General features: G+C 64.1%; 1 protein-coding gene (cut by a window edge). It reads left to right on the top strand.

Annotated elements, in window-relative coordinates:
* Window positions 1-26,283, top strand: partial view of a GNAT family N-acetyltransferase gene (locus OG405_RS14810; protein ID WP_327147084.1) — the 3' portion only. Its footprint begins 18,834 nt before the window's first position; 26,283 of the gene's 45,117 nt are visible here — the last part of the coding sequence; its start codon lies off the left edge, out of view; the stop codon is at window positions 26,281-26,283.

Genomic DNA, 26,283 nt, shown 5'->3' with positions numbered 1-26,283 from the left:
CCGGCTCGAGGCTCGGTCGACAGCCAGGCGGTCGAGTCGCTCGACCAAGAGCAACGGGATTTCGCTGCCAAGAAAAAAGAGGTCGACAAACTGTACGTCGATCACCACGTCCGGATTTACGGATGGGAAGACCGAGATGTCCCCTTGGACGGCTTGGAGTCCGCCATTCGCATTTTGCGTGATCTGTTCGCGGAATACGGTGGCAGGTACGACCTTCGTGAAGTGCGTTTCGTCCCTCAGCACGAAAGGAAGGCCCCAGAATGGTCAACAGCCTCGACGGGTCGTTTCGGGTCTGATCCAGCCCGGAAAAGATCATACTCGGTCATCGAATTCAATCGCCAGGCCTTGACCGACCCGGTCTGGGCAATGAACTTTTTGAAGGGAAGACATTCGAACTCCTGGTGGAGCTGGTCGCCGGGGAACCTGGTCTCTCATGGCCTACGCCACGAATTCGTCCATGTAGTGGACCGATATCACCGAATCACTTCGTCCTTCCGCTATCGCACAGGGGTGGACGAGGCCTTCGGTGTTCTTCGCAGTCGCCGGTTGACCGGTGGCCGGTTCATGTGGTGGAAATACGGACTCGACCTCTGGAAACGGAAACTTCGTCCACTCTATGCCTTCGTCGACAAAGACCCGAGGAAAGGCTGGAAGGACAGCGAAGCGCTGCCAGAAGGTAGCGTCGGCGGAGCGCTGGACCCGTCGCTGCCGTTGACCGCTCCAGAGCGGCTGTTGTATGCCTTGTCGCATCGACTCGACGGCGCAGAGTTCGCGAGAACGATGGCGGACTGGACCCATGCACATCGAGTCAATCGGGCTCAGGTGCGTGCTGCTCTCGGGGTTCGGGGTGTGCTGGCTCGGTGGGTCGAGAATCTGCGTGGTTCTGCGCCTGTTGCCGAGGGCGAGGGCGAGTATCGGCGTCCGGCTGTGCCGTGGCCGCATCAGGACAATCAGTGTGGGCCTCTTACGTTGCGGGACATCGGTGATGTGACGGGCAGGCCGGGTCTCGATGGGTTCACTGCGGGTCTCGAGGGGATGCTGGTCAGTCGTATCGAAGAGGTGATGGGCGGGCGTAAGCAAGCGTTCACCGATATCGGTGGGGCTGCCTCTCGGTTGTTGGAAGAGGGTGCGCGGCGCGACGCGGAGGACCCGGGTAGTGGTCGGGATATGGGTTTGTTGGTGTTCGACCCGACCCACAGTGGGCACGATGGTGGGCACGGGGATATCGGTCATACGTTCTGGTTGGTTCGCAGGGTGGATGCGGATGGAAGAGTGCGGGTCGAGGTGCGCGACTCGGGTAAGGGGGTGTTCCGGCCGAATTTTGTGCCGTCGCGGGAATCGTTCGGGCAGCAGGTGTTCGGTATTTTCCTCGACAGCGATGGCGGGCGGGTGGAGGTCGCGGACGCGGATGGTGTGGTGCGGATCAGTCGCCGTGACTTCCGTGTCGGTGTGTCGGATCCGGGTGCAGGGGTTCCGTGGACGGGTGATGGGGCGATCTCGCCGGGACAGGTGACTGCCGCGTTGTCCGGGGAATCCGTTGAGCAGGCCGTGGTTCCGGCGGAGTATCAGCCGGTTTACGAAGAGTTGCTTTCGGAACGGGCCGAGCTGGCGGCTGAGTTGGCGGCGGTGGCGGCGAGGTCGGATGCCGACCTGGAGGTTTTGAAGTCGGGTGAGTTCGCGGCGGAGCTGGACGACTCTCGGCGGCGTTTGCAGGAGCAGGGTGTGGTCGACGTCGACCGCAACGATACGGATTTGCGGGCGGCGACTTTTCGGTATCGCGAGGTCGCTGGCATGGTTGCTCGGTTCGAGGAGCTGGGTGTGGTGTCGAGTGCTGCGACTCCGTGGCGTCATCTTCTTTTGCTGGAATACGCGGAGGCGGTGAAGCGTCGGCAGTCCGTGCCGCCGGAGTTGCGGGATTCCCCTATTGCGGTGGGTGCCGATCTGGAGTCACTGCAGTCGAACCCGAACACCTGGACCGAGATGGACAGGGTGAGGAGATGGATTTCCGAGCAGATCGATGCGCACGAGGCTGTGGTGAGAAGCCGTGTTTCCACGGTGGATCCCGATGAATCCAGCGCTGTGCAGGAGTTCCGGAGTTTGTCGGCGGATCAGCGGCACGTGACCGTGTCGTTCACTGCGGGTGAAGGGCCGGTGGTGGAAGCGGTCGCGAAGGAGTTGGGGGAAAGGCTGCGGGAGTGGGGTTGGAGTGACGAGGGCCAGATCGAGGCAGCGATGAAGGTGGTGCGTAGCGCCGCACTCGATGTGCTGCGTTTCGTGGCGAACTGCCCTGAAACCGCGCAAGTGGAGCAGTGGTTTGAACATACAGCCTGGCGCGACTCGACTTGCATGGGTGGTCGTCCAGGAAGCCCGTCTGAAGACATCACCCTTCGCGACTTGACACGATCTCCAATGGTCCGATTGGAGGTGCAACTTTGGGAGGATGCCGATGTTCGGTCGCTGGATGTATCCATCGAATGCGATCAATACCGTCCACTGGGGCCGGTGGACCACAAACTATTCAATAGCTGGTTGCCGCGTTTCTCACTGCACAGTGCTGCCGCGGTAGGTGCGGAGGTCTACCGGTCGCTGAAGGCCGCGACCAGATCGGAGGTGGCATCGCACGGGGAAGTATCGGCGCATTTCGAAGAGTCGCGTGTGGCGAACACCCCGGCGCGAGGTCCGGTAGAAAGCCAAGCGGTCGAGTCGATCGACCAGGAGCAGCGGGATTTCGCTGCCAAACAACGCCACGTCGAGAAACTGTATGTCGATCACCATGTCCGGATGTATGGATGGGAGGGCAAGGATGTCCGCCTGGACAGCTTGGTTTCTGCTATCAATACTCTGCGTGACCTGATTGCGGAATTCCGTGGCAGGCACAACCTTCGTGAAGTGCATTTCGTTCGTGAAATTCATTTCAACGAAACTGACAAACTTAGCACTGGCAGAGAAGGCTTCAAAAGCTATGCGGAGAGGAGAGGCTGGGGGACGGTTTTCGTCGGGAGTGGAACAAATTTCTACGCGACTATCGAAATCGATCGGCGGGTGGTGACCGATCCGAAGTTGTTCGCGAAAGAACGACGGCGGCTTCAAGCGAGTTCCTACTGGGCATGGTCGGCGGGGGATTTGGTCTCCCATTTCCTTCGACACGAATTCATTCATTTGGTGGACCTATACCACGGGATAAATCACCCCGACTCGAGCATGTTGTCGGAGCTGAAAGCGGCCTTCTATTACTATTACAGCCACGGGCTATTTGCGGGGAAGTCGCTCCTCGACTGGTTGCGGGGGATTCCCCGCTATGCCTTCGACGATCCCGGGGACCCGAAAAGTTACGATGCCGACCCGGCAACGGGGCTTCGACAAACGGAAGCGTTGGCGGAGGGCGGTGTGGCCGGAGCGCTGGATCCGTCGTTGCCATTGACCGATCCGAATCGGTTGGTGTATATGCAGTCGCATCGACTCGACATCGCGGCGTACGCGCGAACTTTTGCGGACCGGGAGCTATGGCTCCGAGCCAGCCGGGATCGGGTGATGGAGAGCCGAAATGTGCTGCTTCGGTGGTTCGGTAATCTGCGTGGTCTCGCGCCTTTCGTCGCCGATGCAGTCGGGAAATATCGGCGCCCGAAGACGCCGTGGCCGCATCAGTACAATCAGTGCGCGCCTCTGACACTGCGGGATTTCGGTGCTATGACGGGCAGGGCGGGTCTCGACGGATTCACTGCCGGGCTGAGTGGTACGTCGAGCCGTTTCATCGAGAATATATTCGGCGGGCCCAAGCAGGAGTTCACGGATATCGATCAGGCCGTCGACCTGTTGCTGGAGGAAGGGGCACGGCGCGACGCCCTGTTGGAGGCAGAGGGTGTGCGGATCGACCCGGAGAACCCGGACCCGCGCAGTGGTCGGGACATGGTGCTCATGGTGCTCGAGCCGACGCTTCCGGGCAGTGGGCGTGGAGCCCTCGGCCACATGTACGCGCTGGTCCGCAGGGTGGATAAGGACGGGACAGTACGGGTCGAGAAGCGCGATTGGGGTAAGGGGGTATTCCGGCCGCATTTCGTGCCGTCGCGGGAATCGTCCGGGCAGAAGGTGTTCGGGGGCTTCTTCGACAACGCTGGAAATCGGGTAGAAGTCGCGGACGCGGATGGTGTGGTGCGGACCAGTCGCCGTGACTTCCGTGTCGGGGTGTCGGATCTGGGTGCAGGGGTTCCGTGGACGGGTGATGGTGCCCGCCCGGACGACGAGGCGATGCGCCTGGCAAGGGCGACGCGCACGCAGCATATCCTGCGGACGGAACGAAAACGGTGGCGGACCGAATTCGATAGAGCTGCCGAACACCTCGGTTTGCCACCGGATTCGCCAGTGGCCGTGGTGTTGCATGGGCTGGAGTTGGCGGGGGACGACCGCCGGCTTGCCGCGGTCGAGGAGTACGGCCGCGCGGATGAGGCATTACGAACGCTGACCGAGGCGAACGGCCGGCTCTCCACTGCGCTGCTGGATCGAGCCGAATGGCTGGCCGGGATCGCGGAGAGCGCGGCAGCGGTCGGTATCGATATACCGGTCACCGTGCAGACGATGCCGCAGATCCAGGAACGCGCGGCCGAATTACTGCACGCCATGGAGGACAGCGAGCGCGCGGGTACCGCGGAGGAGTTGGACGACGCCCGCTCGACCCGGGAGACACGACAGCGGTTGTTGCGCGAGCTGCGCGCCAGCGGGTGGGTGACGCAGCCCGCGGCAATCCGGTTGCGTGCGGCCGCGCAGGATGTGGAACTGGTGCTGGGCGCACCCGGCATACCGTCGCACAGGCTCTCCGATGAGAGCTTCTGGGAGATCGCTGACGGCGTGGGGGCGCTGCAGACCCTGGTCGATCTGTACGGGGAGGACGCGGTCGATGCTGTCGCGGTCCCGATCACCGAGCTGTCCGATACCGAGTTGCAGGCCCGCGCGCGCGGCCGGTTATTGTTCGAACCGGGGCTGAAGGCCTTGGCCGATCAACTGGGCGTCGGCGAATCGGCGCTGGTGGTCGAGAAGCAGTCGAACGGTGCTGTCGCACGCTACGTGCTGACCAACCGCCAGGGAACGGTCGTCAAGATCGTTCGTCATCTCGGGGAGGTGGCCGCGCTCGGCATCGTCGCCGACGCGCCCTCACCCTCGCGCGGCGGCCGGGCCGATTCCACCCGCGTCTATGCCGTGCGCTACAACTCGGCCGGTCGGCCGGTGGATCCGATCGAGGCGCGGGTCCGCGAGAACCACAACATGACCGGCACCGACCAGGTGCCCCCCGGCCGCAGCGGTTTCGAGGCGAGTATCGACGGCGGTGAGCAGCTTGCACCGCACTCGACGAGCGACCCGCAGGAATACCGGTTCCAACAGTTCCTCGCCCTCGATATCGCTACGCGGGAACAGCAGGATGCGCATGCCGAGATACTGGCAATCGCCGCGCAGCTCGATCTGGCCCCGAACCAGTTGCACCCGTCTCGATGGCGGCAAACTTATCGGGAACTGCTGCGTACCAACGCGGATTCGATGGACCTGCAGCTTGCCGGACTGATCGACGGACTCGACGTCGCCGTGCGGCGCTGGCATCGACTTACCGACGAGCTGCGCGATTTGCGCGCCATGAACAGCCGGCGTCTTCAGGACGTGCTGGCTCTCCGCCGCCGCCGAGCCGAATTCGGGGCCGTTGTCCGCCGATCCGGTGTCGATCCGGAAACAGTCCACAGAAATGTGCAGCGGCGGGAATGGCAGGCCGAGTGGATATCGCGGTGGGATTCCGTGGCACGGGCAGAGGCGGCGCTGAGATCTCAGGATCGGAAGCTGGCCAGGGCACTGGCGGCGCGGGCGGGCGCCGAGGCGAACGCACTGCCGGCATCCTCCGATGTTCTCGCCGCCCTCTTGGTGGCCGCCGGGTTCGCCGACGGAACGGTCGAGGGACTCGCTGCTGCTGCCGCAGTGGTCCGGGTCCCGGTCCGGGTTCCCGGCGATGTCGAGATCCCGGCGTTCGAGGTGGCCGCTGCGTTGGGTGCCCGGCCGCAGGAATTCCGCGACCACAAGGACGTGGCACGGGTGCTGCGCGGGCTGAAGTCCGGCGCGATGATGGTGGTGACCGACACCTATGCCGGGGACTCCGGTGTCGAGGAGACCCACACCTATGTGGTGGTCAATGTCGAGAACCACCTCATGGTGGTCGAGGGGAACGGCTCGCTCGTCTACGACTTCCCGCCGCGACGGCTATGGCCGGTGCGCACATCGACCGAAGCGATCGTTTTCGACGCCCGTGGGCACCAGGTCGACCCGCTCTCGGACACCGAACGGGCGCAGCTGGAAGAGCTGGCCGGGCGGGTCGCCGAACTGCATCGCACCCTGCGGGAGCGGGCCGAGTCGGTCGAAGCGGCGGCCTCGGCACTGGTGGTCGATCCGATCAGGCGACTGCGATCGGCGGCCCACATCGATGAGCTGATCGCCGAACTGCGCGAGGATCCAGCGAACCGGACACAGCAGCAGCGGGTCGACGAACTCGAGGTAGCCGCGCGGCACTACCTCGAGGTTGCCGAACAGCGCGATGCGCTCGTCGCCGAAGCCGAAGCCCTGCTCGCTCACGGCGACCGGTCGGAGACGCCAGGATCGGTCTCGGATGCCGAGCAGGAGCGACAGCAGCCGGAGGAGCGTCGGGATGCGCCGGCCACCGAACGCGGGCTGCCGTCGCGGGAAGTGACCGCACATCTGGACCAGGCCTGGCAGCAGTTGGTCGAAGCGCTCGGCGTGGACCCATCCCGCATTCCCACCCGGGAGTCGGCGGTGGCGGCCGTGCAACGGCTGGACGAGGAACTCGCTGTGCAGGGCGAGGACAGGTTGCCTGTGCTGGCCGAAGCGGCGCGACAGCCGGACTGGGCGGCTCGGCTGCTCGACTGGGTAGCGACCTACAGCACATATGCTGCCGACGCTCAGATATCGGCGGAGGCGGCCGGCACACATATCGAGGACTCGACATGGCAGAGCGTCGCGGACGCACAACGCGAGTCGGACTTGATAGACAGCCTCTACGACCTGATAGCTGTCGGTAGCGACGATAGCCTCGACCTGGGCGCGGACATCACCGGCGATCCGCTGCACCGACTCGGTGAGCTGGCCGGGGAACCGCGGTTCGTCGCCGTCGCGGAGGCTGCCCGAAATTTCGTCGCACTGCAACAGTTGTCCGACCTCACCGCGCCGGCCGATTTCATTCGTGATCGTGTACCGCCGGAGTTGGTTACCGAGGGTTTCGGTGATTGGGTGGAGGAACTGGCAGATCGTGGTGTCGGTATCGGAGAGGTCGCCGCTGATCTGGGTACGGTTCTGGAGTTCTTGCGTCGGGATCCGGTATGGGCGTTCGATCCTGAAGGTCGTGTGGAGATCTCGAGTCCGGAAGATGTTCTCCGAGCGATTTTGCAAGAGACAATGGGTTTGATCGAGGATCCCGATAGGCGTGGACCTGCTCAGCAGGAGATACCGCACGATGTTGTCGCGGCTTATCGTGCTCTGGTCGAGGTCGCCTATCTGCGGGTGGAGCTGAACAGTTCGGACCGGATGAAGGCCAGCCCCCGGGAAACTACTGCCGAGAACACCGACCCGACCCCGTCCTCGCCCGCCCCTTCCGACGAAGGCCACTCGGCACAGACACCCGCGGGTCACGAGCCCCCGTCCCGGGCTCCCGAACAGCTTCCTGCGGCAGCCACCCGATCCGAACTCAGCCGTAGTCGGCCGTCGCTGTCCGACGGTGGAGTCGTCCCGACCACAACCGACATAGATGGACTCGTGCCGGACGACTGGAAGAGCCTGAGACATCAACAGCGGGAACAGTTCCGGGGTCTCGGCACGGTCCACGCGGACGGCGGGGGCGCGGCTCGTTCCAGCAGCGACGGCCACGGTCACGCAGATGGTGCTCCTGACGCGATCGAGGGGCTCGACCCTGCGACGAACCCGGTGTACGCGGAAGTACTGAATCCCACGACGACCCCGGCTTTCGATCGGATGGAAGCAGAGCATTTCCTGCCCGTATTCGAATATGCGATGGGCGTGCAGCTGGACGCTATCAAAGCCATTGTCGCCGGTCCTGGCCCCTGGACCGTCGAGAACGCCTTGCGGCCGTTCATCGAATCGGGGCGGCCGCTGGATCAGGTGAAGCGGCTGTTCAGTCAGAAGGCCACGGTGGATCGGGACGCCGCCACCGCGCGACTGGAGCCCAGGATCGCCGAGCTGAAGGCGGCGCATACGAGCCGGGTTCTCACCGACCCTGGCCTGGCCGCGATCTTCGCCCACCTCCATGAACATTGCGGTGACCTGCCGTTGGACGAGCGAGGCCGTGCGTACCTGGAGCGGAAGTACCGGGCCTTCGCCCACGCGGGCGCCTACCTGGCCTCTGATCAGGACAGGCGCATCCTCGCCGCGATCAATGCCGACGTGGCGGATCGGCAGACCACATACAAGGACAATCAGGAGAACGCGCTCGAGGGTTTCTATTTCCGGGTGGACGATCCCGGGAAGCTGACAGGGCTGACTGCTGACCAGATCAACAGCGCCGGGGCGCGTGCCGGCGCCGCCGGGGGCTATGTCGCGCCCAAACCTGATCAGATCAGTTCGATCTGGCCTCCGTGGCAGCAGCTGAAGCATCCCGAAACGAGCCGGGAGCTCTACGAGATGACTGCGATGATGGCCGTCGTTGGTGAACAAGACAATTCGCTGAATGTGCTCGATCAGGTGCTGAAATTTGCTCGGCGTGCCCGGATGACCGGCTACGAGCACCACGCCGATTTGATTATGTCGGGCGGGATCTTCGATTCGGTGGACACCATCACCAAGATTCTCGCCGATATCGCATCGCCGGCTGCTCATGCCGTCAGGATCCAGCTTCCGATGCTCGCCGCGGCTATCGGAGAAGACGAGATCGAGCCGCACAACCGGCAGCGGGCCCTCGACACTTTGATCGAGCAAACGGTCGGAGTCGATATTCAGCGTATACGTGAGCATTTCGAGCTCGATCGAATACTCGTGGATGGCGTGTTCAGTGTCGCGAAAGACCTGTTCGGGCTGACCATCGAAGAAATGGGCGCAGGTAACAAACCGCCGGTCTGGCACGAGGACGTCCGGGTATTCGCGATCAAAGACAAACACGGCACCCCGCTCAACCATTTCTATTTCGATCCCTATGCGCGGGAGGGTAAGAACGGCGGTGCGTGGACCGATCTACTCCGGACCAAATACACCCCGGACGGGCAGCTTCCACTGATCGCTGTGCACATCAACGTCGAGAAGCCGCCGGACGGCAAGTCCACGTTGCTGTCTCCGTACGAGGTGGAAACCCTGTTCCACGAGTTCGGGCATGCCTTCCATTTTCTGTTGAGCGAAGGCACCTATGAGCCGGCCGATCGTCATGTGGTGTTGGGTTGGCTCGAGTTCGTGGCGAACGTGTTCGCGAAGCTTTGGAAGCACCCGGATGTACTGGCCCGGTATGCGATGCATCACGAGACCGGTGAACCGATGCCGCCGGGAGAACTGGCAAAGCTGGAGGAGTCGCAGAAGGCATACCGGGGCACCCCCACTGTCGTCAGGGCAATCGGTCCCGCAATCGATCTGGCATGGACTACGCTTACTCCCGAACAGGTCCCGAAGGTCGCCGTGGTCTCGAATGCCCCCGACGTCGTGAAACAGTTCGAGACCAATGCGCTCGCCGAATACGGCCTTTACTTCCGTGAGTTCGGTAATCCCTATCCTTCGCAATGGTTCCGACACCTGTTCGCCCAGTCGGGCGAGTTCGGTACCTACTTGGGCCAGTATTGGGCGTATCTGCTCAGCGACGTACTTGCACAGATAGTATTCGCGCGACATATCGACCCCTCCATCGCGCAGGACGGGATCTCCGCCGAGACCGGCGAGATCATCTTGGATCTGATCTTCCGTACGGAAGAGACCAACTTGGCAGCGGCGGTCCGCCGGCTGGTCGGAACGGATGTGTCGGTCGAGGCGTTTCTCATCGACCAACGTCTGCTCTGGGCGAATGCGATGGCCGCGCTCGGTGCGGAAGCGACCCCTGAATGGCTCACCACACCGGCCCTACGTCCGCCCGGCACCGACCTCACCGCATGGTGGAACTCCGCGCTGACCCCGAACGAGCGGGCAGCAATGATCCAGGCCTTCCCCAGCGAGGTGCTGGCAATGGATATCACCCACTCCCCGGAGACGGTGCGAGCCGCCACCGAGCGGCAGCAGACACTACTCGAATACGCACAGACGCAGGCGTCGAAGAGTCCCACCGATACCGAGTCGCTGCCTGCCGAGTCTGCTGCGCTCCGTATACCGCCGGAGTTGGTTACCGAGGGTTTCGATGATTGGGTGGAGGAACTGGCAGATCGTGGTGTCGGTATCGGAGAGGTCGCCGCTGATCTGGGTACGGTTCTGGAGTTCTTGCGTCGGGATCCGGTATGGGCGTTCGATCCTGAAGGTCGTGTGGAGATCTCGAGTCCGGAAGATGTTCTCCGAGCGATTTTGCAAGAGACAATGGGTTTGATCGAGGATCCCGACAGGCGTGGACCTGCTCAGCAGGAGATACCGCACGATGTTGTCGCGGCTTATCGTGCTCTGGTCGAGGTCGCCTATCTGCGGGTGGAGCTGAACAGTTCGGAGATGGCGGCGGCGTTCGAGTCGGCTCTCGTGTGCCGGAAGTTCGCGACTGTGACGGCGCGGGTGGCATCCGAGGGCGAGCGTGTCAGGACCATTCTGGCGAATGGCAGGTTCGAGACGCCCAATACCGCGCGTGCGGGTCAGATGATCGTGCGTAATCCCGGGGGGGAGGAAACCGTTATCACCCGGGAGAAGTTCGACACCCGGTATGAGTTGTTGGACGGTGACCGGTATCGGGCCAAAGGGATAGTGCGAGCCTTCCCCAATCCGACGGGGCGGTGGGTGGTTACGCGTGCGCCGTGGGGTGAGGACCAGTTCGGTGCTCCTGATGTCGTATTCGCCGCGATTTACGATCCAGAGACACGTTCTGTCGATGTCGGGGATGCCTACTTCATCGGTCATGTGGAGTTCGGGGAGACCTACCGGAAGCTGTGGCGAAGTATCTCACCGCGAGCGGGCGAGAACGAGCCGCCTGGGGCGGTCGTTTATCGTGCGGTCGACGCGGTTCGCGCTTCGCTCACGGGAACGGTGCTCGAGTCGCATGCTGAAGCGGCGGGGGAGATGGCCGAGGCTCTTCTCTCTACGGCTGAGGGCGCTGCGTCGGTGCGTACCACCTTCGGCGGGGAGGGGGATGGGTCGTGGGCGGTAGTCGAGGTTGTCGATCAGAGCCGGATCGCTCCGGGGCGGGATAAGCCGGAGGGTGAGACGGGTGTGGTGATTCCGACCGATACCGGCCGGGCTCTCGAGTTGTTGGATGAGAAGGCTCGTTCGTGGGGGTTGGAGCTTCGCCAGGACGGAACTCGGGTTCGGCGGTTCACTCTCGCGGCGGCTGGTGTGTCCGATGGGCCGTCGGAGGTCGAGGGGGAGCTGGTTCTGGATGTTTCGGCGGCGCGGGGCGCGGTCGCCGCCGCGGTGCGCCCTGTTCGTACTGCGCTTTACGACTTGCTTCGGGAGAAGGGCTGGTCGGAGGGCCAGGCAGATGATATTCGGCTGGCTGTGTCGGAGTTGTTCGGCAACATCGCCATATATGCGCCTGAGGGTGGCGGGCGGGTACGTGTGTGGCTTCGTGGCTCCGAATTGGTGGCGAAGATATCGGATAGTTCTCGCGGGGTGCCGACGTGGAAAATCCCTGAGGGCAGTGTTTCTGACGTCGGTGTCTCCGAGGAAGATGCCGCTGTTGGTTCGCCTTTGGCGGATTACGATCCTGCGGCGTCGCTCGAATTCAGTGATTCGATCGATTTGGATGCACTGCTGCTTGCCGATGCGGAGGCCGGGCCGGACGAGTTGGGTGCCGACCGGGTGGAGGGGACCCACGGTCGGGGCGGCGTGCTTTCCCTCGCGGGGGCGGATTCGGTCGGTTATCAGTTGTGGGTGTCAGGGGTCGGCAAGGACATCATCGTCACTTACCGAATGCTCGATACTGCCCAGAACGGGGTCGAGATCCTGCGTTCGTCCGATGCGATCGGTGCTACAGCGAGGGTCGAGCGACCGGCGTCTTCCGGCGAAGGCCACTCGGCACAAGCGAGCCACCAGCCGTCCATCGACATGGATGATGCAGGAAGGTCGGACGACCACGGCCCGCTCGGGCCGGGGGAGCAGCAGGCCGAACTTGCCCGGCCGGCCGACACCGCGGCGCAACTACATGATCTGCAAGGCGATCAGGCGTTGCCGCCACCGGCCGTCCTGGACATCGACCCGATCCGTCGGCAGATTCGGATCCTGCACGACAAGCGCGACGAGATCTACGGCCGTTTGGTGCCGAAAGATTCTTCTCTGCCTCTGGATTCGGCAATCGTGTCCGATTTGCGGCGAGAGGTCGACTCCGATTGGGTCGCGTTGGCCGAGGCGCTGGAAGCGGACCAGGCTACGCTCGCCGACTTGCCGCTCGATCTCTTCGGCGACCCGACTGAACTGGCCCTCGACGATCCGATGCGACCGTTGGTCGTACGGTTCCACGAGGCGGCCGAACGGCGCACCACGATCGCAGACCGGGCCGCTGACATTGCCCGGCTCACCGCGGTGGTAGCCGAGCTCGACCAAGCGATGCGAGTGCTCGACGACGAGGTGTCGCAGCGGTATCACAACAATCAGAATGCGCCACGCGGCACCTGGCTCGGGCCGCATATCAACCACATCCCAGCCGCTGATGGCGGCCCGGGAGTTCTGGTGGTCGTCGCCATGAGCGGCCGCCATGAACGGGCGCTGCGAGAGTTTGCCGCCGGAAGGCCCGATTTCGCCGATACTTCGCAGTACCAGATCGAAGCGATCACAGTCCGACCGATAGCTCAGGACCGAGTCGAGGCAACCCACCGGGTGCTGTCTCGAGAGCCGGACAATACTGAAATCGGTGCCCGACTGTTGGGTGCCTACCTCACCTACCGTCGCCGGAACCTGCTGGTCGGTCCAATCGGGTTCGATACCTGGCTGCGGCCACTGGGCGGCTTCGACTCCTCGACCACATTCGCGGAACTCACTACCCGGATCTCCGCTGATTCCGACGTCGACCCGCTCGGCGCGCGCGCGGTCATCCTCGAAATGACCACTGAGAAAGTCGAGGCTTTCCGGCACCGGCCGAGCGGAGACGCCCCGCCCGCCACGACGTCGAAGATGATCGAGGTCGGCGGTGTGCGGATCGAGGTTCGGATGGCCTCCGACGGCCGTGGTGGCTTCGTGATCGCCGAGCCCGAGAACCTTACAAACGATTCTGGTTCGCTGATTTCGGCGGCTTTCGCCGGTTCGGAAGCGCGCAGTGAGAAAAAGCTGGCGGCAAATATCGCCAAGGCCCTGAAAAAGGGCAAGGTCGGTCCATTGGCCGAAACCGCGATCGCGCAGGAAGACGACGACTGGCAGCGGCAATTCGAACGGGAACTCGCCGAAGCGGCGCGGCTGCTGCCGCAGGACTTCGCACCAGGGGAGGTGGACGAGGTTCGCCGCCGGGTCCAAGCTATGGAAACGGAATTCGCCGAACTCGGGCATTCCGAATGGCACGCCACCATCCTGGGGCGGCTCGACACATCCGATCAGCGGACCACCGTCCCTCTTGCGGGCCGTCGACAAGTTCCGGGCCTGGGATCCCGCCGCCCGGCGGCGCCGATGCGAGCGGCCGACCACGGACTCGACCCGGAGGCGCGTTCCCGGGTTCGGGACGGAACCACAGACGTCCCCGGCCCTGCCGAGATCTTCGACTGGCAGGCGCCCCCGGCCGAGCTCGGGCCCGGCGAAGACGAGTCGGCAGATGCGGCCGCGGATCGTGCGGTGGGTGGTCTGCCGGTGTTCGGGCCGGTTTCGCAGCGGGTCATGGAGTTCGGTGAACTCTACGCGCGAGACATGGCCATGGGACGAGCACTCGAGGACGTGCTCTATCGGGCTCGGCGTATGGGTGTCACGGTGGACCGCCGTGACCCGACATCGATGGAAACCGCGGTTCGAGAGCTACAGGCAAACGATGACAACTACACCGATCCGTCGCGGGGTATGTCGATGGGGTTGCTGGAGGCGTCCCTGCACTGGTATCGGGAGGTGTACGAAGAATCGGGGCGCTTTCATGCGCTGCACGGTGAACGAGTGCGGGCCGAGCTCGTGCTGGAATCTCTTCTATCCAGACTGACCGAGGATGCGGCGGCTCACAATTTCGATCCGGAGAACCTGCCGGAGAACCTGCCGAAGCGGATATACGATCTGTCCGATCGGATATCGGTAGAAGTAGAGAAGATTGCTCGTATCGGTCGCTCGCTGGATTGGCTGACGGACCGGTCGAAGGTATTGCCTGCCTTGGCGATGCGCGATTTCGAAGGGCCTGCGGCCGTGGCAACTGCCGCGGCGGTCACCGGAACCCCTTATATTCGACCGATCACTCATAATGTGAGTGGCAGTGGTGCGGCGGTTTTCGAGATCGCTGCGGCGCTCGGCGTGAAGCCGCAGGAGTTCCAAGGTCATGCCGATATGCTCGAGACTCTGGAATCCGTGTATGGCGATGCGGTGATGGTCGTTTGTGACGAGTCCGGAGACCACCGTAGAAGCTATGTATTGGTCAAAGATGAGGGCCGAATCCGTACGGTGGGCGTCCTCGGCGATTCCACCGCGAAGTTCGAAGCGCCGAATCGGGGCGATGTAGGAATAGTTCGCGGGTTCCTGTTCCGTGGCGGCTACGCAAAACACCAGTTGGCTGAAGAGTCCTTGCAGAAGCTGGATTACCTGGCCTCGCGCTATCGGGAGGCGGTGAGCGAGGAACAGGTGATTCGGGACGCGGTGAAGACTATGGTCGATGGCCTGAAACGGCATTCGGGGGACGAGATCGGTAGCCCGGAACAGGTCGAGGACTTGCTCGCGGAGTTGCGGGCCGGATCGGCCGGCGAGGTGGAATCGACACTGTCACAGTTGGCCGAGTTAAAATCGCTCGCCCAAGAGTACGCACGGGCGCATCAGGAGGTCGCGGCGATCGTGGCCGAGGCCGATGCGGTGATGGCCGCCGACGTTGGTCCGCTGCCCGTTCCGGCAGCCGACCCACTGTCCGAAGACCGGGATGAACCGACCGATCGTCGGCGGCGAGCGATGCAAGCCGATTTCACCGGTCCGATCGTGATGGATGTCGGAAACCCGACTTATCACGGGCACACTCGGATCGTCCTGACAGCGGGCACTCTGGACTGGCAGGCTGAAGAGCTGCTTGGTAATAAGATGTGCCACTATCTGGCAGCTGCGTTGCACAGCATGACCGGTTGGGAAACCGTGGTGTTCGAATACGCCGCCGATGAGGAATGGCACCAGACGCACGGCGCGATACGCATGCCGGACGGCCGGATCCTCGATGCCTTCGGAGTTGCGGATCTGGATGCAGTCGAGGCCAGATATCGCGCGAAGCACGTTTCGTTCCGGAGCCGAATCGTTGCGGGTGATCTCGTAGTCGGCGATGTGATTAGCGGCGGAGACCATCTGCGCGGAAACCCGTTCTGGTGGACGACCTTGCCTCCCTCGAATCTTGCTGTGGTCAGCCATTTTGCCCGACATCTGCTACGTGCCAACGGGTTTGCGGAAATCGCTGACGCTGCGCAGCGTGGTGAAGTGGCGGTGCCGGGTTCTCCGCACGATGTCGGGGAGTCCGGGGGGCGGAGCGCCGATTCTTCGCGGGACAGTGGCGAGGTCGGTCCGTGGCGGCGGGAGTTCCCAGACTTTCAGCGTCGAATGTTCGACTTCGCGCTGGACCGTGGTGACCGGCGTGTCCTGTCCGAGGCGCCCGCTATATCGGTGTGGCGCGCGGTAGAGGTGTTGCCGGTTCGGATGCGGGATGCCGCGCTGCTGCGGTTCGGAGCGGGTATGACGACCGCCGAAAGCGCTGCGCAGTTGGGCGTAACGCCCCTGCAAGCTGGAGAAATCCTGCGCACTACGGCGCGATCGGTAGCAGAGGCGGTGCGCGAGCAGCGACTTGCGGTCGACACCGACGATCGAGTTGGCCTTCCTTCTCTGCGAGCGGTGGCTCTTCGTGCCGGCGTCGTTCCCGATACGGTCTATCGGATCTTGAACGACCAACCCGGGGTTTCGGATCAAAGCCGGCAACGGGTCCAACAGGCGATAGTAGAGCTCGCGGACATACAACCGGAAGAGTGGGAGCCCCGGGTGTCACTGAAATCGGTGGCCGTGCTTCTGGGGGTCACTGTCACTGCTGTCGTTCGTGCTGTCGAGGGGCACCCGTGGAGCACCGATGAGATCAGGGCCAGAGTTCGGCAAGCTGTTCTGGAACTGGGCGGTGTGCCGCCGAAGACGCTCGCGGTACCGCGGAGTGTCGAGTCGACCGTCGAGTTCGGGAGGCGTGGAGAGGCGTCGGAAGTCGACGGCGGCATCGACGGCCATGAGGTGGATCTGGTCGATCATCTGACCACTGGTCGCAAGATCTGTGGTCCTTTGGTGCAGGGAGAGGTCAAGGACTTCCTGGGTGCGGCGGGGGCTGATATTCGACCCGCGGTCGACGGAAGAATCGACGTGGAGGGTATGGACGCCGCCGAGTTCGCGGAAGGTCTCGGAGCGGATTGGGCCGTCAACCGGTTCGGTAGCGGTTCTGTGGGGCTGGCCCTGGTGGTTCGTCATGTGTGGCTTCACGGTGGTGCAGTTGCGGGGGCGATGGAGTTCCCGGGCAAAGGCGCGCACGCGTTCGCGGTATTCAAGGTCACCGAGGATTACGTCGCCCGGCACCGTGAACTCGGTCTACGGGTTGGTGAGGTCGTAGTTTTCGATAATGCTTCGGGTGGCTTGATCCGCGGGGAAGGCGTCGACGTCTGGATTCGCGAGGCGGGTGAAGGTGTCGGTGGTGTGCACGGCATTGTTTTCGAGGCAGACGGTCGGCCGCGCGATCCGCTGGTTCCCGGTAGCGGGCCGCAGCCGGGTCGTGGGCCGGAGGGGAGCATCGGCGCTCGCCCCGACCGAACAGAAGACGGGAATGATCCGGTACCGGATTCTTCGGGTAGTCCGGCGCAGGGCCGCGACCGGAACAGTACGGACCCGTCGGCGGGCCGGGGTTCGGACCCGCCGTCGGCGTCTGCGCCTTCTCCAGGACCGCACGACCGGGCCGAAGTCATCGCCCGATCGGCGTCGGAGGGACGTATCCCCGGCCCAGTACGAGGGAAGATCGTGTCGTTCCTGGGCCGGTTGAGGCGCGGCAAGGCCGCGCCGCTGCCTGCGCCCGGGGTGGCTGGGGAGGGGTGGCGATCGCCCTCGTTCGCCACCGCGGATCCCACCGGCCAACGCCTACAGGAGTGGCTGGCCGAACTGGACCGACGAGCCGAAGCGACACCGATACTGTCCGGTTTGGGGAAAGTCTGGAATTTCCTCCGGTTCGACGAACAGTGGGCGATCGACCCGAATACGCAGTACCGGGCCATTCTGGTGCCCAGCAATCCCGATACCGGCACGGCGGCGTTCCTCGCGAACTGGCTGGCCGACCACCCTGATTACCAGGATTTGCCGATCGTCTTCTCGGGTTACCGCCCGCCGGGGTCGAATTCCGCACTGGAAGAGGCTGTCCTGTTCCAGCAGCACGCGCAGCGGCACGGCCTGTGGCACGACCCGAATATCTCCGACCGGATCATCGTCGATCGCGACGCCCGCAATACCCAGCAGAACGCCGAATTTTTCCAGGAGGCGCTCAGCGCGATCCCAGGCGCCGACGGCCGGTTGCCCGTGATCGTGATCGCGTCACCTCAGCACTCCCGCCGGGTGACGGCGACGATTCAGCGGCACGCGCCGGTGGTGGGTGCCATAGCCACAGTCTCGGTCGATGTATCCGCGGCCACCTATCTGCGGGACGGGCTGCGCCCCGACCCCGCCGTACCCACCCCGATCGATAACGTCCTCGTCGCGATACTGCTCGAAATCAGGGGGCTGGTGGAACTTTCCCGCAAGGGCGAAATCGCGGCACAACACGTCCCAGGTGCGGTGCTGTCGGAGTTCAACCTGCTCGGAGCGGCGTTCCCCGAAGTCTTTGCCCGCGATATCCGCTCCGTAGTGGAAGCCGCGCTCGGCCAGGGTGCTCCGGCTGACAAGGCCGTTGCCGCGATCCTCGCTCGGGCGCGCTCACGAGTATCCGAGCACCTGAAGGACGGCAAAACCGCAACCCTCGGCGCCATCCGAGTGGGCGTGATCGGCCATTGGGCCGCGGATTTCGGCACCGAGGTCGCGCGGAATCGGGGTCCATGGGCCGCGCCCCTCGCAATCACCACCGGACTTGACTGGGCTCGCGCGTTGGGCGCGCTCGACGAGACCGACCGCGCCCGCATCGGGGCAGCGGTGATCGCGCTGTATACCGGAAAGGGCAAATTCGGTGATCTGGCGGCCGAGGCAACTCGCGCGCTCCGGCGACTGGCACGCCATCTCACGGACTTCCAGCAGGCCGGCGCCGTCCCTGGGCGGACGGGCGAACCGAGCTCGTTCGTTCTCGACCTGGAAATTGCCGACGTGGCCGCGCAGCGGCAGGCGATGGAGGACGGGCGGACGACTTCGGTCGCCTTGGTCGAGGAATACCTACGTCGAATCGAGGCATTGGACAGGTCCGGACCTCGGCTCAACGCGATCTTGACGCTCAACCCGGACGCGTTGCGGGACGCCGCACGGTTGGACGCGGAGCGGCACGAGGGCCGCGTGCGCGGTCCGATGCACGGTGTATCGGTAGTTCTCAAAGACGTTTTCGATGTCGAGGGTTTGCCGACGACGGCAGGTGCACTGGCACTTCGCAATTCCTTTGCTGTTCGGGATGCGTTCCTGGTGACCCGGCTACGCGAGGCGGGGGTGGTGATCCTCGGAAAGACGAATCTGTCGGAATTCGGCAACTTCCTGACCGAGTGGCCACCGAACGGTTACAGCGCGCTCGGTGGACAGGTGGTGAATCCCTACGCTCCCCAGGTAGAGGCATCCGGCTCGAGCAGCGGATCGGCTGTCGCGGTTGCGGCGGGGCTCGCAGCGATCGCTGTGGGCGCCGAGACGCGCGGATCCATTATCGAACCGTCGGCGCACAACTCCGCCGTCGGTGTCAAGCCAACGTTCGGCTTGGTGAGCAGCACCGGTGTCCTTTCGTTTACGGCCGGTCAGGACACCCCGGGTCCTCTCGCGCGCACGGTCTCCGATGCGGCAGCCCTGCTGACGGTGATTGCCGGCGTGGACCCCGAAGATCCGGCGACCGAAGCCAGTGCCACCGTCACCGGCATCGACTATTCGGTTCTGCTGAACACGGAAGCCCTACGCGGCAAGCGCATAGGAGTTGTGATCACCGGGACCGAAGAAATCTATCGAGCGTCGTCGGCCACCGCTGCGCTCGCCCTGTTCGCCGAAGCCCAGACCGTGCTGCAGGCGCAGGGCGCAACCCTCGTGCCGGTCACTGTCATCAAGCCTGATGACGATGTCACTTTCCGGGAGGGATTAAATCTGCTACTGGAGAGATTTCTCGCCCGGCACCAGCCAGATGCGCCGATGCCGGTCACTCTCGTCAAATTGAAAGGCGACGTCACTTTCCGGTACGAATTCAATCTGCTACTGGCGAGATTTCTCGCCCGGCACCGGGAAGATGCGCCGATTCGGACACTCGACGAACTGATTCGGTTCAACACCGAGTACGCCGACGCAGGGCCGATCCCGCACGGCCAGAAACAGTTCACGAAGGCAGCGGCGATCGATCTGAGTGCCCCTGAGACATACGCGGAGTACGTGGCTCTGCGTGATCATCAGATGCCGACCTACCGGGCCGTGATCGACTCCACACTCATCGCTCACGACCTGGATGCTTTGCTGGCCCCCCAGCAAAATTCGGGTGCGTGGGCCCCGATAGCCGGGTATCCGGCGGTCACGGTGCCGATCGGATACGACCCCGACAACAATCATCCCTACGCTATGAGCCTGTTCGGAACCGCATTCTCGGAGTCTTCGCTGCTGGCGATGGCCTACGCCTACGAACAGGCGGCGCAGGTACGTCGCCCGCCCTCGAAATTCAACCCGGTACTTGCTGCCGCCGCTCGCACCAATAGACCGCCTGAGACGGCGGTCCGGGGCGGCGCGCTCGGCGGTTATCGGCTGACCATTACCGATTTCGAAACAACCGGCTGGACGAACGCCGCGATATCCGGAGCGACAGCCGTTGGAGCAGGGATATTCGAGCTCTCTACCGGAGTCGACTACCCTGAACCCGCCGTGGTCGAGAACTGCGCCATTCAACTCGACCGTATCTTCCGCGCGTTCGGCGGCGGCACCTCGCCCGCTCCTGATTATACCGACCCGGGCTGGGTCGCTGTGGACAACCGGATGCTCCTCGAAGCTACACTGGGCACCGAATTCCGACTGTATTCGATCCAGGGAGATGCCGCCGTCGCTGCCATCGTCGATGATGTCCGCACGCGAAGGGACGGTATCGATACCGCGGCCATTGCCGTTCAGAAGGGTGATAGGTCACACGTCTTCATAGTCACCAATATCGAGGGTGAAATTCTGGTCTTCGATACGCTGATCCCCGATTTCGACAAAGATGATCGTTCACCCGTCGAGGTGACGTTCGAAATAAATGGAAGAACTCAGTCCTTCAAGATTTCCGCCCCCGATCCCGATAATAAAATACCCCGGGTGCGCAGCTACGACGGAGATGAAGACGGCAAAAACAAGTGGGAATCCACATATCGAGATGTCGATAAGGTTTTCGTCGCCTATTTCATCGACAAGAACGGCACACCTCTAGCGCGCGACCATGGAAGTCGCGCCCGTGCGAATACGGAACACCCGGTCAATTTGCAAGGCCCGCCAGCCGAAGATGATGACGCACCGCGAGGTCCTCGGAACCCTCATCGCGCGAATACCGAAGCAGAAGCCGCCCAGCACAACGATCACATGTCGGAAGACGGGGCTGTCGGACAAAACGTAGGCAACGACCAGCCCTCGCATCCGGCGTTTACACCCGATTACCTATCGCGAGCGCCGCAACGGAGTCGGGAGGAGGCTAGCGAGGTTCGGATCGTTACGGGTTCGGCCGAAGACGCGCCGGGCGTCACGCGAGCGCACGTTCGGGCCTCCCAGCAGGCGCACTTCGGCCAGCGGGGCGCCGAGGAAAACTTGGAACGATATCTTCTGGAAGATTTCGGCCCACGGAAGCTCGGTCATTGGCGGGAGGTCCTGACGAGCGGCGATACCGGAATGTTCTTGGCCAGAACGGCCGATGGTGAAATCGCCGGATTCGCGCAGGCAGAACGACGTGCCGACGGCACAGGCTATCTCGGCGCACTGTATGTGAGTCCCGAATGGCACGGAACCGGTATCGGCGGCCGGTTGATGGCTCGGGTCCGCGACTACCTGGGCGAGGTCGATATCTATCTGAGCGTGATGGAGGGCACGGAAGCCGAGACGATGTACCGGGAGCGCTATGGGTTCGTCGACGTCGACGAGGCGGCGGCGACAGCCGATCCCTGGGACCGCGTTCCGCCGCCCCTCAGAGAGGCAGGGATCTTCGCACCGTTGACCGAACTCGTTCTCCGAGCACCGGACCCACCTGCGGCCCCACCACGTACGCGGCAGGGCGAGCGCCCGCACGCCGACAACATCACCGGCACCCCCGACGACCCCAGCGATCTCTCATCCGCGGACCCCGTCTCTCCTGAGGAAGATCCGCCCGCCGCCGCTTCGAGCGTCCACGAGACGGCCGCCCGACCCGGGCGTGGGGCAATGGCGCCGAGCCCAGCGGAAATCGCCGCCGTTCTGGACATCGACGAGAAGCAGGCACGAGATTCAGCCGACCCGACGGTTGCCGTTCAACCCAGCCGAGCGAATCCGTGGGTGGTCGAACGCTTCGGCACCGGGACATCGGCTTCGGCAGGTAGGGGCTCCGCCCCGGCACCGGTAGGCAGGTCGGCTCGGCAGGTACCGTCGACCGCGCTCGCCGGCGAAATCCTTACCGATATCGAGCGGGCATATGCGCAGGACGCGCTGCGCGGGCTGGGCCCGGAGACGACCGTAGCGGATCTGTTCGGTGCGGCTCAGGTCGGCACGGAGGGTGCCCACGGGGTCCGTGAGCAGGCGACCGCCATTGCCGAATGGTGGCATTCGCTGGATACGGAACGCTGTTCGGCACTGGTCCGGGTGCACAACGAGATCGGCAATCTCGCCGGTATCCCGGGTGCGGTGCGAGACGGAGCGAACCGGCAGCGGCTCCACCGCGACCTCGCCTCCTTCCTCGCTCGCAGCCCCGAACGGCTCGGGGGTGGGCAGTTGATCAACCCGGAATTCGGGCCCGGCGAGCCGGCGCAGCTACGCCGGATCCTCGACGCGCGTAAGGCACTCGCGCGCGCCGAACAGGTGGTGCAGGCGATGTACCCAGGTGTCGCACCACCACCGGTGCAGCTGCTGACCTACCGCGACGGCGAGATAGAGATCAGCATCGGCGATGTCGATACCGCGACCTCGATTTCTCGGCATGTACTGCCCCGCAGAGCTACGCCGTCCCTTGTCGACGACGTCGTCTTTGCCCGGAACCACTACGAGGCGACCGTCCGCCGGGAGCCCGGACTCGCTGTTGCCTCCGTGATTTCGCACCACCACCATGTGCCCGGAAGAGCGGCGATCGACGTTCAGGAGCACGGTAGGCGGCTCGCCGCGGGTATCGTCGGCTTCGATGCGTACCGCGAGTATGCCGCTTCGCGCACCGGTGGCGCTCCCACACCGGTGAACCATATTTTCGCCTACGGCACCGGTGCGGCCCTCGTCGGTGCCGCTGGCGCGCAGGGAAAGTTGAGCGGTGCGGTCACCACGGTGACACTGGCGGATCCGCGCGGTGATCTGGGGGTGGCCGTCGCGGCGGGGTATCGCGTCGAACAGGTGAACATCGTGGTCACGGAGTCACGGCGGGGTCGTTTGTCGCTCGGAAGCCTGAAGCGACTGGGGCGTCGCCGAGTAGGTCCGGAATTCGGGGGTCGGTGGATCAGCGTGGATCGCGGGTCGGAGTCCGGTAAGTCCGTTCTCGAACGGTATATGTCAGCCGATCCGGATAGCAGGACTCCTTCGTCCTCGTTGACTGTATTCGGCGATATTTCGGCGAACAACACTGTTCCCGAGTCCGATTCGGCCGAGCCTGCGAGCGCGCAGCGCACACCGACCAGCGATGGCGGCCTGCCCGAATCACGACCGGCGCTACCCGAATACTCCCCGCTCACCGATACCGAGCGCAGGCTCGCGCAAAGCGCCGTGAACAAGCTGAAAGACCAGTTGGGTCCGCTTGCCGAGGTCCTGTCGCTGGTACGCCCGCCCGATCGGGAGGATGTTGTCGGGTCGACCCGCCACCACACCCGGCGCAATGCGTCGTGGTGGCATTCCCTGACGCCCGAGGAGCGATCAGCGATCATACGGGCGCATCCGCAGGTGATCGGCAATACCGACGGCGTCCCGTACACCGACCGCGATGTGGCGAACCGGCAAGCGCTGGCGGAAGGCCTGGAAAAGCTGCTCGCCCGCCGCGACGAGAGACGGCGCGCCGGTAGCGATCTCACCCGCGGGGAAGCGCGGAAGCTGGAGAACCTGGAATCGGTACGCGACCATCTCGCGGCCATCGAACACTCCGCGAACGAGACGATCGGGTCTCCGGTGGTGCAGCTGCTGAACTTGAATCCGGTGAAGTTCGGTGGCCAGGGCGCCGTCTCGATCTCGATGGGGAACGCCGATACGGCGGAATTCGTGACCAGGCATATCGCCGGGTTCGACACCACCCTGAAATCGCTGGAGTACAAAGCGAAGTTCGGCCGTAACCAGTACGAAGTATCGCGCCGCTTGGGCCCCGATATCGAACAGGCGAGCATCGTCGACATCGGTTACCTCCACCCGACGCGCTATATCGACGCACCGAATCCGGTGTATGCCAGGGATGGCGGGGAGCTGGTTGCCCAATCCGTCGCGGGATACAACGCGACACGGGAGTTCCAAGCAACCCTGCCGGCCGGCGCGCCGACGCCGGGACTGATCACACTGGTCGGCCACAGTTATGGATCGACCACAGTCTGCGAAGCAGGGCGGGAAGGGCGGCTCGCGAGTGAGGTCGATCAGGTATTGCTGACCGGTTCACCGGGCAGCCCGATGAGCCACGCCGATGAGTTCGGCGCCGGCGTCGCGGTCTATGTCGGAGTTTCGAGCCGAGACCCCGTCGGGTGGTTGGGCGCGGATACGCCGGGCCGGACCGGCCGCATCTTCGGCACCGGTCTGGGGTCCGATCCAGCAAGCGAACGGTGGGCCGGCCCCACGCAGGGGGCCGATCCCACGGCAAGCGGCGCCGTGCGGTTCCGGGCCGAATTCTCCGCGGATTTCGGCAGTCGGTTCGATGTGCACCAGGGCTACTATTCGTTCGCCGACGTGCAGACACGGGAACCGACCGAATCGCTGCTCAATATCGGTCTGATCACCGTCGGTCGCGGCGCCGAAGTCACGCGCGCCGCCTGGCGCCCGGTGCGCGAACCGAGGCGATGGCAGCGGATGCTCGCCACACCGGCCGATCCGGAGCGGCGCCGGTCGAACCCGTCTCGGCCGTCCTATTGGGTACCCGATGTGGTGACCTCGGAGGATATCGCGGCCAGTTTTGCGCTGATCTCCGAGAGCGGACACACCGAGAAGAGAGTCACCGTCGGTGACGACGCCGTATCATCTCGTCCTCGGCATCTATACGCGGGGATACTGCCCGAGATCCCATCGCCGACAGCCGCGGAAGAAGCGCTGGTGCGCAGCGCATTCGGCAACGCGGACTCGCTGGGTTCGCCAGCAGACCTGACACACGGCGACTACAGCGACGACGAGGTCCGTGATCGTGCCGTGCAACGGGCCGAAGCGAATTTCGCGTGGTGGCATCGGCTGTCTACCGACCAGCAGGAAGCTGTGCTCCGGACAGTTCCCGAGTTGGGCAATGCCGACGGTATCCCCTTCGCGGTCCGAGATCGGGCCAACCGGTTCTCGATCGCCCGTGAACTAGCGGCCTTCCGCGCCGCCGTGCCCGCCGACATCGATCTCGAGCAATGGATGAACACACAGCTCGATCCCGGGGAACGGCTGTACCTGCACAACCTGGTCTATACCCACCACGCCCTGGGGAAAGCGGAGCTCAAAGCCCGGTCGATGGAACCCGAGGTACCGGCGCCACCCGTTCAGGTGATCGGCTATGACGCCAGGGCGTTCGGCGGGTCCGGACGCGCACTGGTCGGCTACGGCAATGCCGATACCGCCCAGACAACGCTGTGGCAGATTCCCGGAATCACCACCACGATGCAACGCCTGAACAGCCGGTTGAACTATTCGTGGAACCTCTACAGCGCGACGGCGCGACTGGACCCGAAACTGGGGATCCTGTCGATGGCATGGCTCGGCTACGACGCGCCCAGCGGTGCCTCGATGATGACGCGGACTGTCTCGCCGCGATCGGCGATCGAGGGCGGGCGACTGCTGGTCCGTGACCTGTGGGGCGGTTTCGAAGCGACTCGTCGACTCCAGAGCGAACTTCCCGGGGGATGTCCGGTACCGAAGAACCGGCTCTATGCTCACAGCTACGGTTCCACCACAGCGGCATACGCCGCGGACGGGGGGAGATTCGTCGATGCGACCGGGTCGGTGTCCGTGGTCCAGTCGGTGGTCGCCCTGGGGTCACCCGGCATGGGGCCACTGAAGCACGCGAGCGAATTCCGCGTCGCCGAGGTCTACGCGGCAGCACACCACCAGGATCCGGTGACCTTGCTCGGATCGGATATTCCGGGTCAGCTCGGGCGGGTCGCTGGGCGCGGCCAGGGCTTGGATCCGGCCGCGGAACCCTTCGGGGCAGAGCGGATCGAGGCGCAGTTCCCGGCTGCGCCGCGATTCGCAGACCCGCTGCGTACCCATCGCCAGTACTTCCAGGACATCGATCCCGTCGCCGGGATCACCACCGAGCCGCTGGGCCACTTCGCGCTGATCGGGGTAGGGCGCGGCGCCGAGGTTCCGCGCGCACCACATCGGCCGGCCGGCAACCCGACCTGGTGGCGACGCAATATCATCTCCGCTCCGAGGGACCCGGAGGCGAACCGCACCGCCGACCCGGAGGGTCCCGCCGCCTACCGTCGGCGGGTGCCCGCCGAACCGGCACCGGCGCGGGTCCGACCCCGGGCTTGA

Origin of the sequence: Nocardia sp. NBC_01329 (assembly GCF_035956715.1) — a bacterium.
GTDB lineage: Bacteria > Actinomycetota > Actinomycetes > Mycobacteriales > Mycobacteriaceae > Nocardia.
The sequence above is the reverse complement of the archived record's forward strand: the minus strand, read 5'-3'. Positions and strand labels throughout refer to the sequence as shown.